At 71.4% G+C, this 21,574-nt stretch carries 18 protein-coding genes; 7 read left to right on the top strand and 11 right to left on the bottom strand.

Annotated elements, in window-relative coordinates; genetic code table 11:
* Positions 1-11 precede the first annotated feature (11 nt).
* On the bottom strand, positions 12-440 hold the full coding sequence (locus AB0L89_RS25390; RefSeq protein WP_365145001.1) for a Rieske (2Fe-2S) protein: 429 nt from the start codon (positions 438-440) through the stop codon (positions 12-14).
* Positions 441-641: 201 nt separating this feature from the next.
* On the opposite strand from AB0L89_RS25390, the gene AB0L89_RS25385 reads away from it, so the two are divergent.
* Positions 642-1,583, top strand: a complete 942-nt coding sequence (locus tag AB0L89_RS25385; RefSeq protein WP_365144998.1) for a carbohydrate kinase — start codon at positions 642-644, stop codon at positions 1,581-1,583.
* 28 nt (positions 1,584-1,611) lie between these two features.
* Here the strand turns inward: AB0L89_RS25385 and AB0L89_RS25380 are convergent, their stop codons facing one another.
* Positions 1,612-2,475 (bottom strand): helix-turn-helix transcriptional regulator, encoded by an 864-nt coding sequence (locus tag AB0L89_RS25380; RefSeq protein ID WP_365144995.1) that lies wholly within the window; start codon positions 2,473-2,475, stop codon positions 1,612-1,614.
* 101 nt (positions 2,476-2,576) lie between these two features.
* On the opposite strand from AB0L89_RS25380, the gene AB0L89_RS25375 reads away from it, so the two are divergent.
* The gene (locus tag AB0L89_RS25375; protein WP_365144992.1) at positions 2,577-3,191 is read left to right on the top strand and encodes a YceI family protein; all 615 of its coding nucleotides are present in this window, start codon (positions 2,577-2,579) and stop codon (positions 3,189-3,191) included.
* A gap of 21 nt (positions 3,192-3,212) precedes the next feature.
* On the opposite strand, the gene AB0L89_RS25370 is transcribed toward AB0L89_RS25375, so the two are convergent.
* Entirely contained in the window at positions 3,213-3,977 is a 765-nt protein-coding gene (locus tag AB0L89_RS25370) for a crotonase/enoyl-CoA hydratase family protein (protein ID WP_365144989.1), read from the bottom strand.
* Between the two features lie 237 nt (positions 3,978-4,214).
* Positions 4,215-7,307, bottom strand: a complete 3,093-nt coding sequence (uvrA, locus tag AB0L89_RS25365) for an excinuclease ABC subunit UvrA (RefSeq protein WP_365144986.1) — start codon at positions 7,305-7,307, stop codon at positions 4,215-4,217.
* A gap of 222 nt (positions 7,308-7,529) precedes the next feature.
* Between uvrA and AB0L89_RS25360 the strand changes: the two genes are divergently transcribed.
* Together AB0L89_RS25360 and AB0L89_RS25355 are read left to right on the top strand one after the other, a co-directional pair.
* Positions 7,530-8,213, top strand: a complete 684-nt coding sequence (locus tag AB0L89_RS25360; RefSeq protein WP_365144983.1) for a maleylpyruvate isomerase family mycothiol-dependent enzyme — start codon at positions 7,530-7,532, stop codon at positions 8,211-8,213.
* Positions 8,214-8,223: 10 nt separating this feature from the next.
* Positions 8,224-8,880: an MBL fold metallo-hydrolase gene (locus AB0L89_RS25355; protein ID WP_055700777.1), complete on the top strand. Its 657-nt coding sequence runs from the start codon at positions 8,224-8,226 to the stop codon at positions 8,878-8,880.
* A 42-nt stretch (positions 8,881-8,922) separates the two neighbouring features.
* Here the strand turns inward: AB0L89_RS25355 and aroQ are convergent, their stop codons facing one another.
* Entirely contained in the window at positions 8,923-9,387 is a 465-nt protein-coding gene (gene aroQ, locus AB0L89_RS25350; protein ID WP_365144980.1) for a type II 3-dehydroquinate dehydratase, read from the bottom strand.
* A 151-nt stretch (positions 9,388-9,538) separates the two neighbouring features.
* Between aroQ and AB0L89_RS25345 the strand changes: the two genes are divergently transcribed.
* Complete coding sequence (locus AB0L89_RS25345) at positions 9,539-10,588, top strand: S66 peptidase family protein (RefSeq protein ID WP_365144977.1); 1,050 nt, start codon at positions 9,539-9,541, stop codon at positions 10,586-10,588.
* Positions 10,589-10,651: 63 nt separating this feature from the next.
* Complete coding sequence (locus tag AB0L89_RS25340) at positions 10,652-11,971, top strand: MFS transporter (RefSeq protein ID WP_365144974.1); 1,320 nt, start codon at positions 10,652-10,654, stop codon at positions 11,969-11,971.
* A gap of 17 nt (positions 11,972-11,988) precedes the next feature.
* Here the strand turns inward: AB0L89_RS25340 and AB0L89_RS25335 are convergent, their stop codons facing one another.
* The 6 genes from AB0L89_RS25335 to AB0L89_RS25310 all read right to left on the bottom strand — a co-directional run bounded on the left by AB0L89_RS25335 (position 11,989) and on the right by AB0L89_RS25310 (position 20,359).
* A complete protein-coding gene (locus AB0L89_RS25335) occupies positions 11,989-13,089 on the bottom strand; it encodes an ionic transporter y4hA (protein ID WP_365144971.1) in 1,101 nt (366 codons plus the stop codon).
* A gap of 87 nt (positions 13,090-13,176) precedes the next feature.
* Entirely contained in the window at positions 13,177-14,181 is a 1,005-nt protein-coding gene (locus AB0L89_RS25330; RefSeq protein WP_365144968.1) for a TerC family protein, read from the bottom strand.
* Between the two features lie 306 nt (positions 14,182-14,487).
* Positions 14,488-16,425, bottom strand: coding sequence for a TerD family protein (locus tag AB0L89_RS25325; protein ID WP_365144965.1), 1,938 nt, complete (start codon positions 16,423-16,425; stop codon positions 14,488-14,490).
* A gap of 105 nt (positions 16,426-16,530) precedes the next feature.
* Positions 16,531-17,109: a TerD family protein gene (locus AB0L89_RS25320; RefSeq protein ID WP_365144962.1), complete on the bottom strand. Its 579-nt coding sequence runs from the start codon at positions 17,107-17,109 to the stop codon at positions 16,531-16,533.
* Between the two features lie 155 nt (positions 17,110-17,264).
* Positions 17,265-19,418: an excinuclease ABC subunit UvrB gene (gene uvrB / locus AB0L89_RS25315; RefSeq protein ID WP_365144960.1), complete on the bottom strand. Its 2,154-nt coding sequence runs from the start codon at positions 19,416-19,418 to the stop codon at positions 17,265-17,267.
* A gap of 62 nt (positions 19,419-19,480) precedes the next feature.
* The gene (locus AB0L89_RS25310; RefSeq protein ID WP_365144957.1) at positions 19,481-20,359 is read right to left on the bottom strand and encodes an MHYT domain-containing protein; all 879 of its coding nucleotides are present in this window, start codon (positions 20,357-20,359) and stop codon (positions 19,481-19,483) included.
* 276 nt (positions 20,360-20,635) lie between these two features.
* On the opposite strand from AB0L89_RS25310, the gene AB0L89_RS25305 reads away from it, so the two are divergent.
* Entirely contained in the window at positions 20,636-21,544 is a 909-nt protein-coding gene (locus AB0L89_RS25305) for a glycerophosphodiester phosphodiesterase family protein (RefSeq protein ID WP_365144954.1), read from the top strand.
* Positions 21,545-21,574 lie beyond the last annotated feature (30 nt).

Below are 21,574 nucleotides of genomic sequence, written 5' to 3'. Positions count from 1 at the left end.
CCGGAGGCGGGCTAGGCCTTCTTCACCGGGCCCGCGACGATCTTGCCGTTCTCCACCTTCACCGGCAGCTCCGCCAGCGGATCGACGGCCGGTTCGTGCAGCACCTTGCCGTTCGTGGCGTCGAACTGGCTGCCGTGGCACTGGCAGATGAGCTTGTGCCCCTCCAGCGTGTTGATCGGGCAGCGCGCGTGGGTGCAGATCGTGCTGTACGCCCTGTACTCGTCCTCGGAGATCCGGCTGACGACCACGTTCTTGTCCGTGTACAGCTTCGAGGCACCGACCTTCACCTCGTCGGACGCGCCGAGGTCCACCGGCGCCGTCGGCGCCGACCGGTTCGAACCGCCGTCGCCCGACGAACAGGCGGTGAGCCCGAGCCCGACGGCCGGGGCGAGAGCGGCGGCCCGCAGCACGGTGCGACGGGCAGGAGGCGTGCCGGACATGGTGTCTCCACAGGTCAGGGGCGTCGGTGACGGATCAGACCATACCGGTGCGGGGCGCCGCGACCGGGTCGGGCACGGGCGTGCCCGAGTGCCGCCCGATTCCGTCCCGGGCGCCCCGCACGGCCTAGCCTGAGCGGGACGCCGCGCGCCATGTGCCGCGGTGCCGAGCCGAGCCCAGGCAGCGCCCGAGAGGAACCGCCCGTGATAGTCGTCGCAGGAGAGGCCCTGATCGACCTCGTTCCGCAGGGTGCGCCGGACGCGCCCGGGGCCGGCGGCGGCACGGGACTGCCCGCGCTCGCGCCGCGCCTGGGCGGCGGCCCGTACAACACCGCCGTGGCGCTCGGCCGGCTCGGCTCCCCCGTCGCCTTCTGCTCGCGCGTGTCGCGGGACGCGTTCGGCGAGGCGCTGCTCGGCGGGCTGCGGGCGGCCGGGGTCGACACCGCGTACGTGGAGCGCGGCCCGGAGCCGACGACGCTCGCCGTCGCCTCGATCGGCGCGGATGGATCGGCCGGGTACTCCTTCTACGTGGAGGGCACCGCCGACCGGCTCTTCGAGGCGCCGGACCACCTGCCCGACGGCGTACGGGCGATGTCGTTCGGCACCTGCTCGCTCGTCCTCGAACCGGGCGCGAGCGCCTACGAGGACCTGATGCGCCGCGCGGCGGCACAGGGGATCTGCACCGCGCTCGACCCCAACGTGCGCGCGGGCCTGATCCCCGACGCGGACGCCTACCGCGCCCGCTTCAAGAGCTGGCTGCCCTCGGTCTCGCTGCTCAAGCTGTCCCGGGAGGACGCCGACTGGCTCGGCGGCACCCCGCACGAGTGGCTGGCCGCGGGGCCCGCGGCCGTGGTGGTCACGCGCGGCGGGGACGGCCTGTCGCTGTACACGCGCGGCGGCGCCCAGGTGCACGTGCCCGGCGAGCACGTCGACGTGGTGGACACGATCGGCGCGGGCGACACGGTCAACGCGGCGCTGCTGCACGGCCTCGCGGCGCGCGAGGCGCTGTCGGCGGGCGCGCTGGCCGACCTGGCCGACGCGACCGCGACGGAGGTGCTGCGGTTCGCGGCGCGCGCGGCGGCGCTCACCTGCTCACGGGCGGGCGCGGAGCCGCCGTACGCGGCGGAGCTCGACCGGTTCGCCTGATCGTCCGGGCACCCTGCGGCGGGCGCGGTCAGGCGTTGACCGCGTGCAGGCCGCCGGGTCTGCGGCCGTTGAGACGGTCCAGGGCCACCGACGTGGCGGCGTCGGCCGGGACGTAGACGATCAGGCGCTGTGGATCGGTGTCGGGCAGCGCCAGCGTCTCGTACGAGAGCCGCAGGCCGCCCGCCTCGGGGTGGGTGAGCCGCTCGACGCCGGTGCGGCGGGGCAGCGTGGGCGCGCCGTCGACGCGGTCCGTGAACGGGGCGCCGGCGAACACCGTCAACTCGTCGGTGAAGCCCCGCACATGGGGGTCGTCGAGCATGGACTCGGTCCTGAGGTGGCCGACCAGGTTGTCGGCGAGCCTGTCCCACTCCGGGTAGGCGGCGCGGGCCCGCTCGTCGGTGAACACGTACCGGGCCAGGTTGGGGCGCTCGCCGTCCAGGACGCCGAGGGGCTCCGCGATCCGCCGGTAGCCCGTCGTGCAGGCGAGGATGTCGGCGAGGCGGTTGAGCAGGACCGCGGGCAGGGGCTCCAGGTTCTCCAGGATCGCGCGCACGGTGGGCCGCACCGAGTCCGCGGGCGGCACGGCCGTGGGGCAGCAGGGGTTCCCCGCGCCACCGTCCGTCTCCTTCTCCAGGCGGCGCAGATGGATGCGCTCCTCCAGGGTCAGGCGCAGCGCGTCGGCGAGCGCGCCGAGCACCTGGGCGGACGGATGACGGTCCCTGCCCTGTTCGAGGCGGGCGAGGTACTCGACGCTGATCCCGGCGAGGGTCGCGACCTCGGAGCGGCGCAGTCCCGGCGTGCGCCGGCGGGGGCCGCTCGGCAGCCCGACCTCGGTGGGTGTCACGGCTTCCCTGCGCGTACGCAGGAAGGCGCCCAGCTCGTTCTCGCTCACGGATGCGAACGTAGCAGCGATCGCCGCGCGGATCGTGGCCCTGTCACTACCAGTCTCCGCCCGGCCTTCCTCCGCCCCTGGCCGCGCCGCAAGGTGGGCACATGACTCTTGAAGCGACCGACAAGACCGTGCCCTCCTCCTCGGCGGCCCCCGCAGCTCCGTCTTCCGATTCCGCCGCTCCCGGGCTGCCGCTCGCCGCGGGCGTCTGGGAGATCGAGCCGTTCCACTCCGCGGTGAACTTCTCCATCCGCCACCTCGGCATCTCCAAGGTGCGGGGCCGCTTCGCGGACGTGCGGGCCGAGTTGGTGGTGGGAGCGAGCGCCGAGACTTCGTCGGTGACCGCGACCATCGCGCTGGCCTCGATCGACACGGGCAACAAGGACAGGGACGCGCATGTCGTCGCCTCCGACCTGCTCGACGTCGCCAAGCGGCCCACGATGACCTTCCGTTCGACGCGGATCGAGGGCGCGGGCGAGGAGTGGGCCATGGCGGGCGAGCTGACCATCGGCGAGGTGACCCGGCCGGTGACGCTGGACGTGGAGTTCGGCGGTGTGGAGGGCTTCCCCGGCCAGGAGCGCAGGCACGCCGGGTTCGAGGCGTCGGGCGAGATCCGCCGCAGCGAGTTCGGGCTCGACTTCGCCCCGGGCCTGCTCGGCGAAGTGGTGAAGATCCAGCTGGACATGCAGTTCCTGGAGCCGGTCGCGGCGCAGGGCTGAGCCGCGCGGGACGCCGGGTCCTCAGCCGTCCGTGAAGGCCCCGTGCCGGCCCGCTCCCGCGGCGAAGCGGGCCGCGCCCTCGGACGCCTCGGCCAGCGAGTGCAGGCCGTGGCCCCACTCGACTGCCATCGCGTCCGGTTCGGACAGGCCGCCCTGTTCGAGCACGGAGAGCCGGTCGCGGCGCAGGCACGTCTGCGGGAACGCGGCGATCTCGGCGGCGAGCCGCTCGGCCGCCGCGCGCGAGGTGCCGGTGGGCACGGTGCGGTTGACCAGGCCCATGCCGAGGGCCTCCGCCGCGTCCACGGGGCGGCCCGTCAGGATCAGGTCGAGGGCACGGCCCTCGCCGATCAGCCGGGGCAGCCGCACGGTCCCGCCGTCGATGAGCGGGACGCCCCAACGGCGGCAGAACACCCCTAGGACGGCGTCCTCCTCGGCGATCCTGAGATCGCACCAGAGGGCCAGTTCGAGTCCGCCGGCGACGGCGTGGCCGGAGATCGCCGCGATCACGGGCTTGGACAGCCGCATCCGGGTGGGGCCCATGGGGCCGTCACCGTCCTTGGTGACCTCGTTGCCGTCGGGGGTGCCGATGGCCTTGAGGTCCGCGCCCGCGCAGAAGGTGCCGCCCTCGCCCCACAGGACGGCGACGGCCGCGTCCGGGTCGGCGTCGAAGTCGCGGAAGGCGTCCGCGAGGGCACGGGCGGTGGGCCCGTCGACGGCGTTCCGTGCGGCGGGGCGGGACAGGACGACGGTGGTGACGGCACCTGCGCGTTCGCTGCGTACGGGCATGGGGCCCACCCGACCACGGGAACGGACGCCGGACAAGGGGCGGTTCGGGCACGCGGACGGTACGTCGCTCGTGTACGCCGGGTGGTACGTCGTGTGTGTACGCCGCGTGTGTACGCCGCGTGTGTACGCCGGACCGTACGTCGGCTCGTGCCCGCCGGACCGTACGTCTCCTGTGGACGACGGAGCGCCCCGCCCCGGTGAGGGACGGGGCGCTTCGGTCGCCGCGGAGGGGATGCGTCAGGCCTTGCGGGCCCGCGTCGTCCTCGTGCCGGTCGCCTTCTTGGGGGCGGCCTTCTTGGCGGTGGCCGCCTTCTTCGTGGTCGCCGCCTTCTTGGCGGTGGCCTTCCCGGTGGCCGTGTCCGCCTTGGCCGTGGCCGTCTTCTTCGTGGCCGTGGCGCTCGCCGACACCGCCTTCTTGGCCGCGGTCTTCTGCGCCGGGGCCTTCTTGACCGGCTTGCGGCTCTGCGAGGGCAGCGCGTCGCTGATCCGGTCCGCCGCGATGATGTCGCGCAGGAACTTGCCGGTGTGGCTGGCCGGTACGCCGGCGACCTCCTCGGGGGTGCCCTCGGCGATGACGAGACCGCCGCCGCTGCCTCCCTCGGGGCCCATGTCGACGACCCAGTCCGCGGTCTTGATGACGTCGAGGTTGTGCTCGATGACGATGACCGTGTTGCCCTTGTCGACCAGGCCGGAGAGGACCGTGATCAGCTTGCTGATGTCCTCGAAGTGCAGACCGGTGGTCGGCTCGTCCAGGACGTAGACGGTCCGGCCCGTCGAGCGCTTCTGGAGCTCGCTGGCGAGCTTCACGCGCTGGGCCTCGCCTCCGGAGAGGGTGGGCGCGGACTGCCCGAGGCGCACGTACCCGAGGCCGACGTCGTTGAGCGTCTTGAGGTGACGGGCGATGGCGGGCACGGCCTCGAAGAAGCCGAGCGCCTCCTCGATCGGCATGTCCAGGACCTCGGCGATGGACTTGCCCTTGTAGTGCACGTCCAGCGTCTCGCGGTTGTAGCGCGCGCCGTGGCAGACCTCGCACGGGACGTAGACGTCCGGGAGGAAGTTCATCTCGATCTTGATGGTGCCGTCGCCGGAGCAGTTCTCGCAGCGGCCGCCCTTGACGTTGAAGGAGAAGCGCCCGGGGAGATAGCCCCGCACCTTCGCCTCCGTCGTCTCCGCGAAGAGCTTGCGGACGTGGTCGAAGACTCCGGTGTACGTCGCCGGGTTCGAGCGCGGCGTGCGGCCGATGGGCGACTGGTCGACGTGCACGACCTTGTCGACCAGCTCGTCGCCGTCCACGCGCGTGTGGCGGCCCGGCACGCTCCTCGCGCCGTTCAGCTCCCGGGCCAGGTGCGTGTACAGGATGTCGTTGACCAGCGTCGACTTGCCGGAGCCCGAGACGCCCGTGACGGCCGTGAGGACGCCGAGCGGGAAGGAGACGTCGATGTCCTGGAGGTTGTTCTCCCGGGCGCCGTGCACCGTGAGCTGCCGGGACGGGTCGGCGGGGCGCCGCACGTCCGGGACGGGGATGCTCTTGCGGCCCGACAGGTAGGCCCCCGTCATGGACTCCTTGTTGCCGAGCAGCTCCTTCAGGGAGCCGCTGTGCACGACCTTGCCGCCGTGCTCGCCCGCGCCGGGGCCGATGTCGACGACCCAGTCGGCGACCTTGATCGTGTCCTCGTCGTGCTCGACGACGATCAGGGTGTTGCCCATGTCGCGCAGGCGCACGAGGGTCTCGATGAGGCGGTGGTTGTCGCGCTGGTGGAGGCCGATGGAGGGCTCGTCCAGGACGTAGAGCACGCCGACCAGGCCGGAGCCGATCTGGGTGGCCAGGCGGATGCGCTGGGCCTCGCCTCCGGAGAGGGTGCCCGCGGCGCGGTTGAGCGACAGGTAGTCCAGGCCGACGTCGACGAGGAAGCGCAGCCGTTCGTTGACCTCCTTGAGGACGCGCTCGGCGATCTTCTTGTCGCGGGCGCCCAGCCGCAGCTCCGCGAGGAAGTCCGCGCAGTCGCTGATGGACATCGCGGAGACCTCGGCGATGGACTTCCCCATGACCGTGACGGCCAGGACGATCGGCTTGAGGCGCGTGCCCTCACAGGTGGGGCAGGGCACCTCGCGCATGTAGCCCTCGAAGCGCTCGCGGCTCGCGTCGCTCTCGGCCTCGCTGTGGCGGCGCTTGACGAAGGGGACGGCGCCCTCGAAAGCGGTGGTGTAGACCCGCTCGCGGCCGTACCTGTTGCGGTAGCGGACCTCGATCTGGGTCTTGTGGCCGTACAGGAGGGCCTTCTTGGCGCGCTGCGGGAGTCCGGCCCAGGGCATGTCGGTGGAGAAGCCGAGGGCGTCGGCGAGGGCTCCCACGAGCCGGCCGAAGTAGTCCTTCGTATGCCCGTGCGACCAGGGGTGGATGGCGCCCTCGTCGAGCGACTTGTCCTCGTCCGGGACGATCAGCTCGGGGTCGACCTCCATGCGCGTGCCGATGCCGGTGCAGTCCGGGCAGGCGCCGAAGGGCGAGTTGAAGGAGAAGGAGCGGGGCTCCAGCTCCTCGAAGGACAGGTCGTCGTACGGGCAGTAGAGGTGCTCCGAGTACATCCGCTCGCGCTCGGGGTCGTCCTCGGGGAGGTCGACGAAGTCGAGCACGACCATGCCTCCGGAGAGGCCGAGGGCCGTCTCCACGGAGTCGGTCAGGCGGCGCTTGGCGGAGTCCTTCACCGTGAGGCGGTCGACGACCACCTCGATGGTGTGCTTCTCCTGCTTCTTGAGCGTGGGCGGCTCGGAGAGCTGGACGGTCGCGCCGTCGACCCGCGCGCGGGAGTACCCCTTCGTCTGGAGGTCCGCGAAGAGATCGACGAACTCGCCCTTGCGCTCGCGCACCAGCGGGGACAGGACCTGGAAACGGCTGCCCTCGGGCAGTTCGAGGACCTTGTCGACGATGGCCTGCGGCGACTGACGGGAGATGGGCCGGTGGCACTCGGGACAGTGCGGCTTGCCGATGCGCGCGAAGAGCAGGCGCAGGTAGTCGTAGACCTCGGTGATGGTGCCGACCGTCGAGCGCGGGTTGCGCGAGGTCGACTTCTGGTCGATGGAGACCGCCGGGGAGAGGCCCTCGATGAAGTCGACGTCGGGCTTGTCCATCTGGCCCAGGAACTGCCGGGCGTACGAGGACAGCGACTCGACGTACCGCCGCTGGCCCTCGGCGAAGATCGTGTCGAACGCGAGCGAGGACTTGCCCGACCCGGAGAGTCCGGTGAACACGATGAGGGAGTCACGCGGGAGGTCGAGCGAGACGTTCTTGAGATTGTGCTCGCGCGCGCCACGGACGATGAGACGGTCGGCCACGCCGGTCCGCACCTTTCTTGAGAGTGGTGACAGGGGCGGAACCCCCGTCGTTCACAGACTAGGGCGAGCCACTGACAACGCCGGGCTGCTTCCTTGGTTCACAACAAACCCGGACCATCAAGAATGCCCGACGCCGCCGTCGACCATATAGCACGTGCATTCGATTTACGGGCCCGCCCCGACACCTTCACCCGAACGTGTGCCGCGACTATCGTCGGGCGCATGATTGATCATGTGCGCGACCTGGCGTCTGTACGTGACGCGACCGACCGACTGCTCACCGCGGTCGCGAAACTGAACAACGATTCGATCGCCGAACCGTCACGGCTTCCCGGCTGGACCCGCGGCCACGTCCTCGCCCACGTGGCGCGGAACGCGGACGCCCTGGTGAACGTGCTGGCCGGCCGGCCCATGTACGCGAGCGCCGCGACGCGCGACGCGGACATCGAGCGGGACGCCCCGCGGGCCCTGGCGGCGCAGCTGGAGGACGTGCGGGAGAGCGCGGGGCGCTTCGCGGCGCAGGCCGACGTCCCGGCCGACTGGTCCCGCACGATCACGATGCGCAACGGCATCACCGACTCCGCGTCGCGGGTGCCGTTCCGGCGGTGGGTCGAGGTCGACCTGCACCACGTCGACCTCGACATCGGGTACGAGCTGGAGGATCTCCCCGAGGACTTCGCGCAGCGCGAGATCGCGTTCCTGGCGGCCCGCTTCACGGGGAACGCCGAGGTGCCGCCCACCCGGATCACGGACGGCACGCACGCGTGGAGCACCGGCCGCACGGGCGACGCCGAGGTCACCGTCTCCGGGCCCGCGCCCGATCTGGTCGGCTGGCTCGCCGGACGTCGCGACGGCTCCGCGCTGACGGCCGAAGGGGGCCTCCTGCCCGCCCTGCCCCCGCTATAGGCTGACGCCCATGACGTACAGCGGAGCGGTGAAGGTCGGCGGGCCCGCGGATGTGCACGAGCTGCCGGACCTGATGATTTCGAAGGTCGCGGTCGGGCCGATGGACAACAACGCCTACCTGCTGCGGTGCCGGGCCACCGGCGAGCAGTTGCTGATCGACGCGGCGAACGACGCCGAGACGCTGCTGACGCTGATCGGTGACGACGGCATCGCGTCCGTCGTCACCACGCATCGGCACGGCGACCACTGGCAGGCGCTCGCCGCCGTCGTCGGGGCGACCCGCGCGCGGACGTACGCGGGCCGGGAGGACGCCGAGGGCATCCCCGTGCCCACCGACGTCCTGGTGGACGACGGCGACACCGTACGGGTCGGCCGGGTCGAGCTCACCGCGCGCCACCTGGTGGGCCACACGCCCGGCTCGATCGCGCTGGTCTACGACGACCCGCACGGCCACCCGCACGTGTTCACGGGCGACTGCCTCTTCCCGGGCGGCGTCGGCAACACGTGGAAGGACCCGAAGGCCTTCGCGAGCCTCATCGACGACGTCGAGACGAAGATCTTCGGGACCCTGCCGGACGAGACGTGGGTCTATCCCGGCCACGGCAACGACACGACGCTCGGCACCGAGCGCCCGCACCTGGGCGAGTGGCGCGCGCGGGGCTGGTGAACCGAAGGGGTACGCGGGACCGGTGAGCCGGCGCGGGGCGCGTCAGGCGCCCGCGGCGACCAGCGCCGCCACCCGCTCCACCGCGAACGCGTACCCCTGCACACCGCACCCCGCGATCACGCCGTCGGCGCGCTGCGAGACGTAGCTGTGGTGCCGGAACGCCTCGCGCCGGTGGACGTTGGAGATGTGCACCTCCAACACCGGCATCCCGTCACAGGCGTTGAGCGCGTCCAGGATCGCGACGGACGTGTGGGAGTAGGCGGCGGGGTTGATGACGATGCCCGCGTGGTGCTCCCGCGCCTCGTGGATCCAGTCGACCAACTCACCCTCGTGGTTGCTCTGTCGCAGGTCCACGGTCCCGCCGTGCGCGGCCGCGGCCTTGGCGCACAGGGCCTCGACGTCGGCGAGGGTGTCGGTGCCGTAGATCTCGGGCTGACGGAGGCCGAGCAGGTTCAGGTTCGGACCGTTCAGGATCATGATCGGGGCGGTGGCGAGGCTGCGCGTCATACAGGAGGTCTATCACGCCGCCCGCGCGCGGGAGGCCGCGTAGATCGCGCACGGGGGACGCGTACGTCCCGCGCGGAAGGCCGCGCAGGTCGCGCGCGAGAGGCCGCATAAGTCAGGTGCACTCTCCGTAGGGCCCGCCTACGCTCCCGGCATGATCGTCGAACCCGTGTACCCGCCGAAGCCGTCCCCCGGCGACCGCGTCGCCGTGCTCTCGCCCTCCAGCGGCCTGCCGGAACTCTTCCCGCTCCCCTACGAGCTGGGCCTGAAGCGGCTCCGTGAGGAGTTCGGGCTCGAACCCGTCGAGTATCCGACGACCCGGAAGATGGGCGCGACGGCACGGGAGCGGGCCGACGACCTCCACGCAGCCTTCGCCGACCCGACGGTCAAGGCGGTCATCGCGAGCATCGGCGGCGACGACCAGATCACCGTCCTCCCGCACCTGGACCGGGAGTTGATCCGCGCGAACCCCAAGCCGTTCTTCGGCTGGAGCGACAACACCAACCTGCTCGCGTACCTGTGGCGATGCGGAATCGTCGCCTACCACGGGGCGAGCGTCCTGTGCGAGCTGGGCCGCCCCGGGTCGATGGCCGGGCCGACCGCGGACTCGCTGCGCGCCGCGCTCTTCACCTCCGGGCCCTACGAACTGCGCCCGGCCGACCGCTTCCGCGACGTCGACCTGCCCTGGGACGACCCCGCCACGCTCGCCGATGAGCCGCCCACCGAGCCGGCCGGCGGCTGGCTCTGGCACGGCCCGGAACGGGTCGTGGAGGGCCGTTCCTGGGGCGGCAATCTGGAGATCCTCTCCTGGCTCCTGATGGCGGACCGCGAGATCGAGCGGGACCTGTCCGCGTACGACGGGTGCGTGCTGTTCCTGGAGACCTCCGAGGAACTGCCCGGTGCCGACGAGGTGTTCCGCGTCCTGCGCAACATGGGCGAGCGCGGACTACTGCACCGCTTCCCCGCCCTCCTGATGGGGCGCGCCAAGTCCTGGTCCTTCGCCCGCCCGCTGGAGGGGGACGCGAAGGCCGCGTACGGGCGCGAGCAGCGGGAGGCCGTGCTGCGCGCGCTCGGCGCCTACGCCCCGGAGACGACGGCCGTCTTCGACGTGGACTTCGGGCACACCGATCCCCAACTGGTCATCCCCTACGGCGGTGCGGTGCGGGTCGACGGCCCCGCGCGGCGCATCACGGTCACGTACTGACGAGGATCGATCACTCCCGAACACTCGGAGTAGCCATCCGTCACTGTGGGTAGCTGGCGGGGTATGCGCACCTCCGAACCGCCGCCGCCCGCAGCCCCGTCCGCACCACCGTCGCTGCCGCGGCTCGCCGCCGCCTCGCTCGCCGGGACCGCCATCGAGTTCTACGACTTCTTCATCTACGGGACGGCGGCGGCGCTGGTCCTGGGGCCGCTGTTCTTCCCGACGTTCTCGCCGCTGGCGGGCACGCTCGCCGCCTTCGCGACGTTCGGCGTGGGCTTCGTGGCCCGTCCCCTCGGATCGATCGTCTTCGGGCACATCGGGGACCGGCGCGGACGGCGGCCCGTGCTCATCGCGTCGCTGCTCCTCACCGGCCTCGCGACGGTCGCCGTCGGCTGCGTACCGACGTACGAGTCGATCGGGATCGCCGCTCCCCTGCTGCTCCTTGTGCTGCGTTTCGTGCAGGGCCTCGGCCTCGGCGGCGAGTGGGGCGGGGCCGTGCTGCTGACCGCGGAGCACGCGCCGGCCGAGCGGCGCGCGCTGTGGGCCAGCTTTCCGCAGATCGGGCCCGCGGTCGGCTTCCTGCTGGCCAACGGCATCATGCTGGCCCTGTCGGCGCTGCTGACCGACGCGCAGTTCGCGGCCTGGGGCTGGCGGGTGCCGTTCTGGGCGGCGGGGGTGCTCGCGACGGCCGGGCTCGCGCTGCGCACCTCGCTGGCGGAGAGCCCGGACTTCCTGCGCCTGCGCGAGCACGCGCGCGTGCCGCTCGCCGAGGTGGTGCGCGGGCACTGGCGGCTGGTGCTCCTGACGGCGGGTGCGCTCGCGGTCGGGTACGCGGTGTTCTACGCCGTGACGACGTGGTCCCTGGCCTACGGCGTGGAGCGGCTCGGGGTGAGCCGCACCGTCATGCTGGCCTGCATCATGGCGGCGGTGGTCGTGAAGGGCGCCATGACACCGCTGGTGGCCCTTCTCGGTGACCGGTACGGGCGGCGGCCGCTGTGCCTGCTGGGGTGCACCGCCTGCGCGCTGTGGATGTTCCCGATGATCGCGCTGCTCTCGACCGGGCAGCCGCTGCTGATGTTCTGCGGGTTCCTGGTGGCGCTGCTCGCGTTCATCACGATGTTCGCGGTGATCGCCGCGTATCTCCCGGAGCTGTACGAGCCACGGGTGCGCTGCACGGGCGCCGCGGTCGGCTACAACCTCGGCGGGGTCCTCGGGGGCGCGCTCACCCCGATCGTGGCGACCGCCGTGGCGCACGGCGAGGGCACTCCGTGGGGTGTGGCCGCCTATCTGTCGGGGATCGCACTGCTGAGCCTCGGGTGCTTCGCGCTGCTTCCGGAGACGCGGCCGGTCGCCGCCGCCGACGCGGCGGCCTCCACGGCATGACCGTCGCGGACCGACCACTACGGCGTGATCGCCAGCTCCAGGAACGCCGCGAACAGCACCAGATGGACGCCGCCCTGCAGCGGTGTGGCGCGTCCCGGCACGACCGTGAGCGTTCCGACGATCACGGTCAGCGCGAGCAGCACCATGTGCGTCGAGCTGAGGCCGAGGACCAGCGGCCCCGACAGCCACACGGAGGCGATCGCGACGGCCGGGATGGTCAGTCCGATGCTGGCCATCGCGGAGCCGAGCGCGAGGTTCAGGCTGGTCTGCACCCGGTCGCGGCGGGCGGCGCGGGCGGCCGCGATCGTCTCGGGGAGCAGCACGAGGAGCGCGATGATCACGCCGACCACGGCGTGCGGCAGGCCGGCGCTCTCCACGCCCGACTCGATCGTCGGGGAGACGCCCTTGGCCAGGCCGACCACGCCGATCAGGGCCAGCCCGAGCAGCGCCAGGCTGATCATCGCCTCCCGGGACGAGGGGCTCTCGGCGTGGCTGTCGGCGTCGATGACCTCGCCCTGCTTGGTGATCGGCAGGAAGTAGTCGCGGTGCCGCACGGTCTGGGTGGTCACGAAGATGCCGTAGAGGATGAGCGAGGCGACGGCGGCGAAGGTGAGCTGGGCCGTGGTGAACTCCGGGCCCGGCTTGGTGGTGGTGAACGTCGGCAGGACCAGGCAGAGCGTGGCGAGGGTCGCGACGGTCGCGAGGGCGGCGCCGGTGCCCTCGGGGTTGAAGATGGCGACGCGGTGGCGCAGGGCGCCCACCAGGAGGCAGAGCCCGACGATGCCGTTGCAGGTGATCATCACGGCGGCGAAGACGGTGTCGCGGGCGAGCGTGGAACTCTTGTCGCCGCCGTCGGCCATGAGGGTGACGATCAGCGCGACTTCGATGATGGTCACCGCGACCGCGAGGACGAGGGAGCCGAAGGGTTCGCCGACGCGGTGCGCGATCACCTCGGCGTGGTGGACGGCGGCGAGGACCGCGCCCGCCAGGACCAGCGTCACCAGGGCGACGAGCGGGCCCGGCAGATCGCGCCCCCAGGTGAGGACGAGCAGTACCACCGCGAGAATCGGCACCACGGCTGTCCACTGCATGCCGAGCGCCCGGAGCCGAGTGATCATGACTCGATGCTGCCCCGGGCGCCTGGGTACCGCGACTTGGTGCGGGGTCCTCCGTGCCGCCCGCCCGGCGGCACGGAGGGGGGAAGGTCAGGCCTCGACGCTGTCCTTCGAGCCCTCGCCCGCGTCCGCGGCCTCGGCGGCATCCTTCGCCGCCTGCTTCTTGGAGGCGATGAGGCTGGTGATCGTGGTGATCACCAGGACACCGCAGATCACGGAGAGCGAGAACGGAATGGAGATCTCCGGGACGTGCACCCCGTTCTCGTGCAGCGCGTGCAGCACGAGCTTCACACCGATGAAGCCGAGGATCACCGACAGGCCGTAGCTCAGGTGGACCAGCTTCTTGAGCAGTCCGCCGATGAGGAAGTACAGCTGGCGCAGACCCATCAGGGCGAAGGCGTTGGCGGTGAAGACGATGTACGGGTCCTGGGTCAGGCCGAAGATCGCGGGGATGGAGTCCATCGCGAAGAGCACGTCGGTGGTGCCGATGGCGAGCATGACGACCATGAGGGGCGTCATGATCTTCTTGCCGTTCCGCTGGACGAACAGCTTCGTGCCCTCGTACCGGTCCGAGACGCCGAACTTCTTCTCGATGGACTTCAGGAGGCGGTTCTCCTCCCAGTCCTCTTCCTCCTCGTCGGCGCGCGCCTCCTGGATGAGCTTCCAGGCGGTGTAGATCAGGAACGCGCCGAAGATGTAGAAGACCCAGGAGAAGTTGGCGATCACCGCGGCGCCGGCGGCGATGAAGATCGCGCGCAGGACCAGGGCGATCAGCACACCGAACAGCAGCACGCGCTGCTGGAGGTGGGAGGGCACCGAGAACTTCGCCATGATCAGGATGAAGACGAAGAGGTTGTCGACGGAGAGCGACTTCTCGGTGATGAAGCCCGCGAAGAACTCGCCGGACGCCTGGCTCTCGCCCGCGACCAGCAGGCCGATGCCGAAGAGGACGGCGAGGATGATCCAGACGATCGTCCAGATCCCGGCTTCCTTGATCGACACGTCATGGGGCTTGCGCCCGATGAAGAAGTCGACCGCGATCAGGGCACACAGACCGAGAACGGTCGCCACCCACATGGTCATAGAAACGTCCACTGCGCCTCCGGCTTCGTACGGCTATTGATCAGCGTCGTCGCTGCCGGAGGTCTCTTCCACCCGAGACGGTCCACGCCGTATCGGGCCGACGCCCCGGGACCGATGGCGGTCCGTATTGACGGGTACGTCGCAGCCGGGAGTACTCCCCTCCGCGCACAACAGCCTACGCGAAACACCAAGGTTTGGTAAAGGCGATCACAAACAAGAGCCAAAATGCCAGGTCAGGGCGGGTACAAAGTCGCTTTACCGTCAAGCGGGCCAGGTCGCCCGGCGTATCCGTCGGGCCGCCGGGCCGCCTCCGGGCGGTCAGCGGCCGCCGTTGCGCCGGGCCGTCGCGACGTGCTCGAGGACGTCCCGCAGGACCTCGCTGCCCAGCGGGAAGGCCGGCGGGTCGTACGTCCACGCGTGCCCGACCCAGGGGTCGGCGAGGTGGTCGTCGGGCACCGGGGTCAGCCGCAGGAGTGCGCGCCACAGGGGGTCGAGCAGCGGGCCGTACTCCGCGGCGTCCTCGCGGTCGGCGACCATCATGAGATGCACGCCGACGGCCGGGCCCTCGTCCGCGAGGTAGCGCAGCTGGGTGACGGCGCGGTCGTCGAAGCCGTGCGGGAAGTCGTTGACGATCAGGAGCTGCTGGGCGGTGTCCACGTCCGCGGGCAGCGCGTCGGACGCGCCGCCGCGCAGCGCCATCTGCACCAGGTCCACGCGCTGGGTGAGCCGGCCGAGGACCGCGGAGACGCCGGCCGCGCCGGTGGCCGGGGGCTCGGCGAGCACACCGGCCGTCACGAGCGGAGCGAGCGCGTGCGCGGCGGCGCCCGCCGCGTCGATGACGTGCACCTGGAACTCGTCCGCCGGATAGGCCGCCAGCAGCCGGGCCGCGTGCGCGACCGCGGTGTCCATGGCGAGGCGGCGCAGCTCGGCGGAGTCGGTGAAGGAGTTGGTGAGCGCCTTGCCGCTGTCGATCCACAGGCCGCGCTCCAGGGGCAGCCGGACGAGCATCGGGATCCGCAGGTCGGTGCGCTCGGGGAGGTGGAGGTCGCCCAGGCGCAGCGCCATGGGGAACTCCATGGGCGCGCGGTAGCCCTGCCAGACGGGGCTGCTCCACGCGGCGTAGGCCGGGGGCAGGGCGGGCTCGACGACCTCGGCCTCGGCGGCGAGCTGGGCGAGGTCGCGGTCGAGGGCGGCCCTGGCCTGGCCGATGAGGTCGGCGTGCTTGGCGCGGGCCCGCTCGCGCGGGGCGTCGCCCGCGCTCCCGATGCGGCTGCGCGGGTCGGACAGGACCTTGTCGAGCTCCTGCTCCATGCGGGAGTCGGCGAAGTCGACGGCGCTCCGGTAGGCCGCCGTGGTGCGGGCCAGGTCCTCGAACATGCCCCACACCTGGTTGTAGAGCCGCTCCTCCATGGACCAGCCGGTGGCGTCGCCCGCGACGGGCTGGGCGGGCTGCCCCGGGGCGGCCGGGGGCGCGGCGGGCGGGGGCGGCGGGGGCGCGGCGGTCTGGCGGCTCGGGTGGGTGTAGTCGACGGGGCCGCCCGCGGGGGTGTCGGCGCCCGGCTGCTGGGGCGGGGTGTTCTGCCCCTGGCCCTGGCCCTGTGCCGGGGTGGCCGGGCCGTGCGGCGGGGTGGCCTGGCCCTGGGACGCGGTGCGCACGCGGGCGTCGTCGCCGGGGCGGGGCGGAGGTGCGGCCACGGAGCGGGCCAGGCCCCGCGCCACCGCGTCGTCGATCGTGGCCGCGAGCTCGCGGGCCTGCGGCAGGCCCTGGTCGGTGAGCATCTCGGCGAGGCCGCCCGCGTACCCCTGGCCGACGGCGCGGACCTTCCAGGCGCCCTGGCGGCGGTAGAGCTCCAGGGCGACGACGGCGGACTCGGCGTCCAGGTCGGTGATGGTGTAGCTGGCGACCTCGGCGCCGTCGAGTCCGGTGACCGCGACGAAGGGGGCCGCGAGGGCGGCGAAGCTGACCGGTCCCCCGACGCCGACGGGCAGCGCGAGCAGGACGCTGACCCGGTGGACGGTGTCCGGCAGGGCGTCGAGGTCCACGGCGAGCCGGTGGTCGGCGGCCGCCTGCTGGGACACCTCGAGGCCCGGCAGGGTGGGCGAACCGGGGTGGGCCACCCACTCCACCCCGCGGACGCGGCCCTGGTCGTCGCCGAGCGTGGCCCCCGCCACGATCGGCCGGCCGGCCGAGACTCGGATCTCCAGGCGGGTCGCGGGAAGCGGGTGGTTCTGCCCCCGCACCAGCTCGGCCGTCATTGCCTTCGTTCCCCCTCGAAGGGCTCCCGTCGAGCCCTCGTTACGCGTACGTGCGAACGTGCGGGTACCGGCGTGCCGGTACGGACGTGCCCTCGGCCGGTGTGCCTACAGGTGCGGCAGGATCGACGGCATCAGGTCCTGGAAGGTGCGGCCGTTGGCGGGGTTGCCGATGGCCGTCATCTGCCAGCCCGCGCCCGCGCGGTGGACCTTCGCCATGATCTGCGCGGTGTACTGGCCGCCGCCGTCGAGGGTGTAGCGGGCGAGCTCCTGGCCGTTGGTCTCGTCGACCAGGCGGCAGAAGGCGTTCTGCACCTCCTGGAAGGTCTGGCCGGTGAAGGAGTTCACCGTGAAGACGATCTGGTCGATGTGGACGGGGACCCGCTGGAGGTCGACGAGGATCGCCTCGTCGTCCCCGCCCTGGCCGACGCCGCCGACGAGGTTGTCGCCGGTGTGCCGCACCGAGCCGTCGTCACTGACCAGGTGGCGGAAGAACACGACGTCCACGGGCTGCTTGTCGGCGAACAGCACCGCCGACGCGTCCAGGTCGACCTCACGGGTGCGCGAGCCGAACAGCCCGCGGCGCGGGGCGGCCTGCCATCCGAGTCCCATGCGCACCGCGGTCAGGGCGCCCCCGTCGTTCTTCTGCAGGCTGATGGCCTGACCCTTGGTCATGTTGACCGTCACGCGCTGTCCCCTCTCGAACTGCCTGGGCAACCGCCTCTTGCGGTTGCCCAGCACCCTATGCAGTGCGATCTGCGCGGTCGCACTCCGGGCCGCACTTTGTGGCGGTCTTGCAACAGACCGACCAGTACGCCGTTTCCCCTGTCCCCGGCGTGGTCCTAGGCCTGGCCCGCCTCCCTCATCTGCCGCAGTTCCTTCTTCATCTCCGACACCTCGTCGCGCAGTCGCGCGGCGATCTCGAACTGCAGGTCGGCGGCGGCCGCGCGCATGCGCTCGGTCATCTCCTCGATCTGCTCGGCCAGTTCGGCCGCGGGGCGGTCGGTGGGCACCGTCTCCGCGCCCTTCTTGCCCTTGGCCTTCGCGGACGCGGCCTTGCCCGCCTTGCCCGCCTCGCCGCCGAGGGAGGGCACGGGGGCCTTGGCACCCTTGCCGGCCTTCGGCTTGCGGTAGTCGGAGCCGAGGAGCTGCTCGGTGTCGACCTCCTCGCGCGCGATCTGCGACACGATGTCGTTGATCTTCTTGCGGAGGGGCTGCGGGTCGATGCCCTTCTCCTTGTTGTACGCGATCTGCTTCTCCCGGCGGCGGTTGGTCTCCTCGATGGCCTTCTCCATCGCCGGGGTGATCTTGTCGGCGTACATGTGGACCTGGCCGGAGACGTTGCGCGCGGCGCGGCCGATGGTCTGGATCAGGGAGGTCCCCGAGCGCAGGAAGCCCTCCTTGTCGGCGTCGAGGATCGCCACCAGGGAGACCTCGGGCAGGTCGAGGCCCTCACGCAGGAGGTTGATGCCGACCAGGACGTCGAATTCACCGGCCCGCAGCTCGCGCAGCAGCTCGACGCGGCGGAGCGTGTCGACGTCACTGTGGAGGTAGCGGACCTGGATGCCCAGTTCGAGGAAGTAGTCGGTGAGGTCCTCGGCCATCTTCTTGGTGAGCGTGGTGACCAGGACGCGCTCGTCCTTCTCGGTGCGCTTGCGGATCTCGTGCACCAGGTCGTCGATCTGGCCCTCGGTGGGCTTGACGACGACCTCCGGGTCGACGAGGCCGGTGGGGCGGATGATCTGCTCGACGAAGCCGTCGCCGCGCGAGAGCTCGTACTTGCCGGGGGTCGCCGAGAGGTAGACCGTCTGCCCGATGCGGCCGAGGAACTCCTCCCACTTCAGCGGCCGGTTGTCCAGCGCGGAGGGCAGCCGGAAGCCGTGGTCGACGAGGGTGCGCTTGCGGGAGGCGTCGCCCTCGTACATCGCGCCGATCTGCGGGACCGTGACGTGCGACTCGTCCAGGACGAGGAGGAAGTCGTCGGGGAAGTAGTCGATGAGGGTGTTCGGGGCGGAGCCGGGCTCGCGGCCGTCGAAGTGCATCGAGTAGTTCTCGACGCCGGAGCAGGAGCCGATCTGGCGGAGCATCTCCAGGTCGTACGTCGTCCGCATGCGCAGGCGCTGGTGCTCCAGCATCTTGCCCTGCTTCTCCAGCTCGGCGAGGCGCTCGGCGAGCTCCTTCTCGATGCCGTTGATCGCCTTCTCCATGCGCTCCGGGCCCGCCACGTAGTGCGAGGCCGGGAAGACGTAGAGATGGTCGTCGTCGCTGATGACCTCGCCGGTGAGCGGGTGGAGGGTGGAGAGCGCCTCGATCTCGTCGCCGAACATCTCGATGCGGACGGCCAGTTCCTCGTAGACCGGGAAGATCTCGATGGTGTCGCCGCGCACCCGGAAGGTGCCCCGGGTGAACGCGAGGTCGTTGCGCGTGTACTGGATGTCGACGAAGCGGCGCAGGAGCTGGTCGCGGTCGATCTCGTCGCCGACCTTGAGGGGGACCATCCGGTCCACGTACTCCTGCGGGGTGCCGAGGCCGTAGATGCAGGAGACGGAGGCGACCACGACCACGTCGCGGCGGGTCAGCAGCGAGTTCGTCGCGGAGTGGCGCAGGCGCTCGACCTCCTCGTTGATCGAGGAGTCCTTCTCGATGTACGTGTCCGACTGCGGGACGTACGCCTCGGGCTGGTAGTAGTCGTAGTACGAGACGAAGTACTCGACGGCGTTGTTGGGCAGCAGCTCGCGGAACTCGTTCGCCAGCTGGGCGGCCAGCGTTTTGTTCGGCGCCATCACCAGGGTGGGGCGCTGGAGCTTCTCGATCATCCACGCGGTGGTGGCCGACTTGCCGGTGCCGGTCGCGCCGAGGAGGACGACATCCTTCTCACCTGCGCGGATGCGCCGGTCCAGCTCGGCGATGGCCGCCGGCTGGTCACCACTGGGCTGGTACGGACTGACGACCTCGAAGGGCGCCACCGTGCGTTCGATCTTGGATACGGGCCGCATGGAATCCACCGTACGACCCCGCACTGACAACCGGGTCCGATCGCCCGCTCAGCCGCGTCCCGTCACCACTTCTGCGGGGTGCGGGAGCCGGGGCGCGTCCGGGTCCTGGGCCGGCGGCGGGAGCCCGGCACATGGCGGTCGCCGGAGCGCGGGACCGGGTAGGACTGCCGGACGCGGCCGCCCTGCACGGGGGTCCTGACGTCCGCCTGGCCGCCCATCACCATGAGCGGGTCGAACATCACGATCACGCCCGCCAGGAGCAGGAAGGCCAGCGGCCCGATCATCATGGGCGCGAGGATCTCGGCGGGCGAGTCGCCGGGCGGGGCGACGCCCGAGCCGTGCAGATGGACGCTGAGTCCCGCCATGCCCATGTAGTGCATGCCGCTGACGGCCAGGCCCATGACGAGGCTCGCGCCCAGGCTCCACAGGATTCCCCGGACCTGCCCCGCCGCCCAGAGCGCCGCGGTCGCGGCGACCATGGCGATCACGACGGAGGCGGCGACGGTCAGGGTGTTGTACTCCAGCGTCCCGCGAAGACGCATACCGGCCATTCCCAGGTAGTGCATCGTGGCGACGCCCAGGCCCGTGATGGTGCCGCCGGTGAAGAGCGCGGTGCCCGCCGCGCCGCGGTAGCCGACGATGAAGATGCCGATGCCGACCATGACGATGGCGACGGCGAGACTCGCGAACGTCAGCGCCTTGTCGTAGTGGATCGGGGCCTCCTCCACGGTGAAGCCCATCATCGCCACGAAGTGCATGGTCCAGATCCCGGACCCGATCGCGCCCGAGCCGAGCGCCAGCCAGCCGGGCCGCCAGGAGTGCGCCACGAGCAGGGATCTGGTGGTGCAGCGCAGTCCGAGCGCTCCTCCCAGACAGGCCATGAGGTAGGCCACCACCGGTGTGACGACTCCGTAGCTGAACCCGTCGACCGTGCCCTGCATGTGCGGTAGCCCTTCCGCCTGTTGTACTCAAATACCCTGATTCGCCCCGTAAGCCCCCCTGCCGGCGGCCATCTGAAAGACCGTCGGCTGAGGCAGCAGAGTAAAGCTCACCCCGGAACGTAAGAACGATTTTCCGGCAAAGAATCGCGTTACCCACGCGCGGGGTCCCCGAGTTTGATGACTCCGTTCAACCTGTGGCCATCCTGCACCTGTCTCCCGTTGGCCGCGGACTGTCACTCTCGACCGGTCCGCGACCGCACGACGCGAGGAGTACACGTGTACGCACGCGCTGCCGCCACCACTGCCGCCCTGCTCGGAGCCGGCGCACTCGTCCTCCCCACCACCACCGCCACCGCGCAGGCACCCACGGCGCACGCCCCCGCCGCGCAGAGCTCCGTCCGGCACGACAGACCACTGGTGGTCGCCCACCGCGGCGCCTCCGCCTACGCCCCCGAGAACACCCTCGCCGCCATCGACAAGGCCCGTGACATGGGCTTCCGCTGGGTCGAGAACGACGTGCAGCGGACCAGGGACGGCGAGCTCGTGATCATGCACGACGACACCCTGAAGCGGACGACGAACGTCGAGGAGCTCTTCCCCGACCGCGCCCCCTGGAAGGTCGCGGACTTCACGGCGGCGGAGATCGCGACGCTCGACGCGGGCAGCTGGTTCAGCCCGAAGTACGCGGGTCAGCGCGTGCCCACCCTCGAGCAGTACATGCGGCGGGTGTCGCGCAACCACCAGAAGCTGGTCTTCGAGTTCAAGAAGCCCGAGCTGTACCCCGGCATCGAGAAGCAGGGCCTGCGGGTGCTGCGCGACACGGGCTGGCTCGACAAGCACCACGTCAAGAGCAAGCTGGTCATCCAGAGCTTCAGTGCGGACAGTGTGAAGACGGTGCACGCGCTGCGGCCCGACGTGAAGACCGGCTTCCTCGGCACGCCCGCGGCGGCCGACCTGCCCCAGTACGCGAAGTTCGCCGACCAGATCAACTCGACGCACACGTCGATCTCGGCCGACTACGTCTCCGCGATCCACGCACTCAAGGGCCCGCACGGCAAGCCGCTGGAGATCTTCACATGGACCGTCAACGACGCCCCGAGCGCGGTGCGTGCCGCGGGCTTCGGCGTGGACGGGATCATCACCAACACGCCTGACGTCGTCCGCAAGGCGCTGCGCGACGGCTGAGGCGCTGCGCGAGGACCCTTGCGCCGCCGC

Source organism: Streptomyces sp. NPDC052114, from assembly GCF_040680155.1.
In the GTDB taxonomy this organism is placed as follows: domain Bacteria; phylum Actinomycetota; class Actinomycetes; order Streptomycetales; family Streptomycetaceae; genus Streptomyces.
The sequence above is the reverse complement of the archived record's forward strand: the minus strand, read 5'-3'. Positions and strand labels throughout refer to the sequence as shown.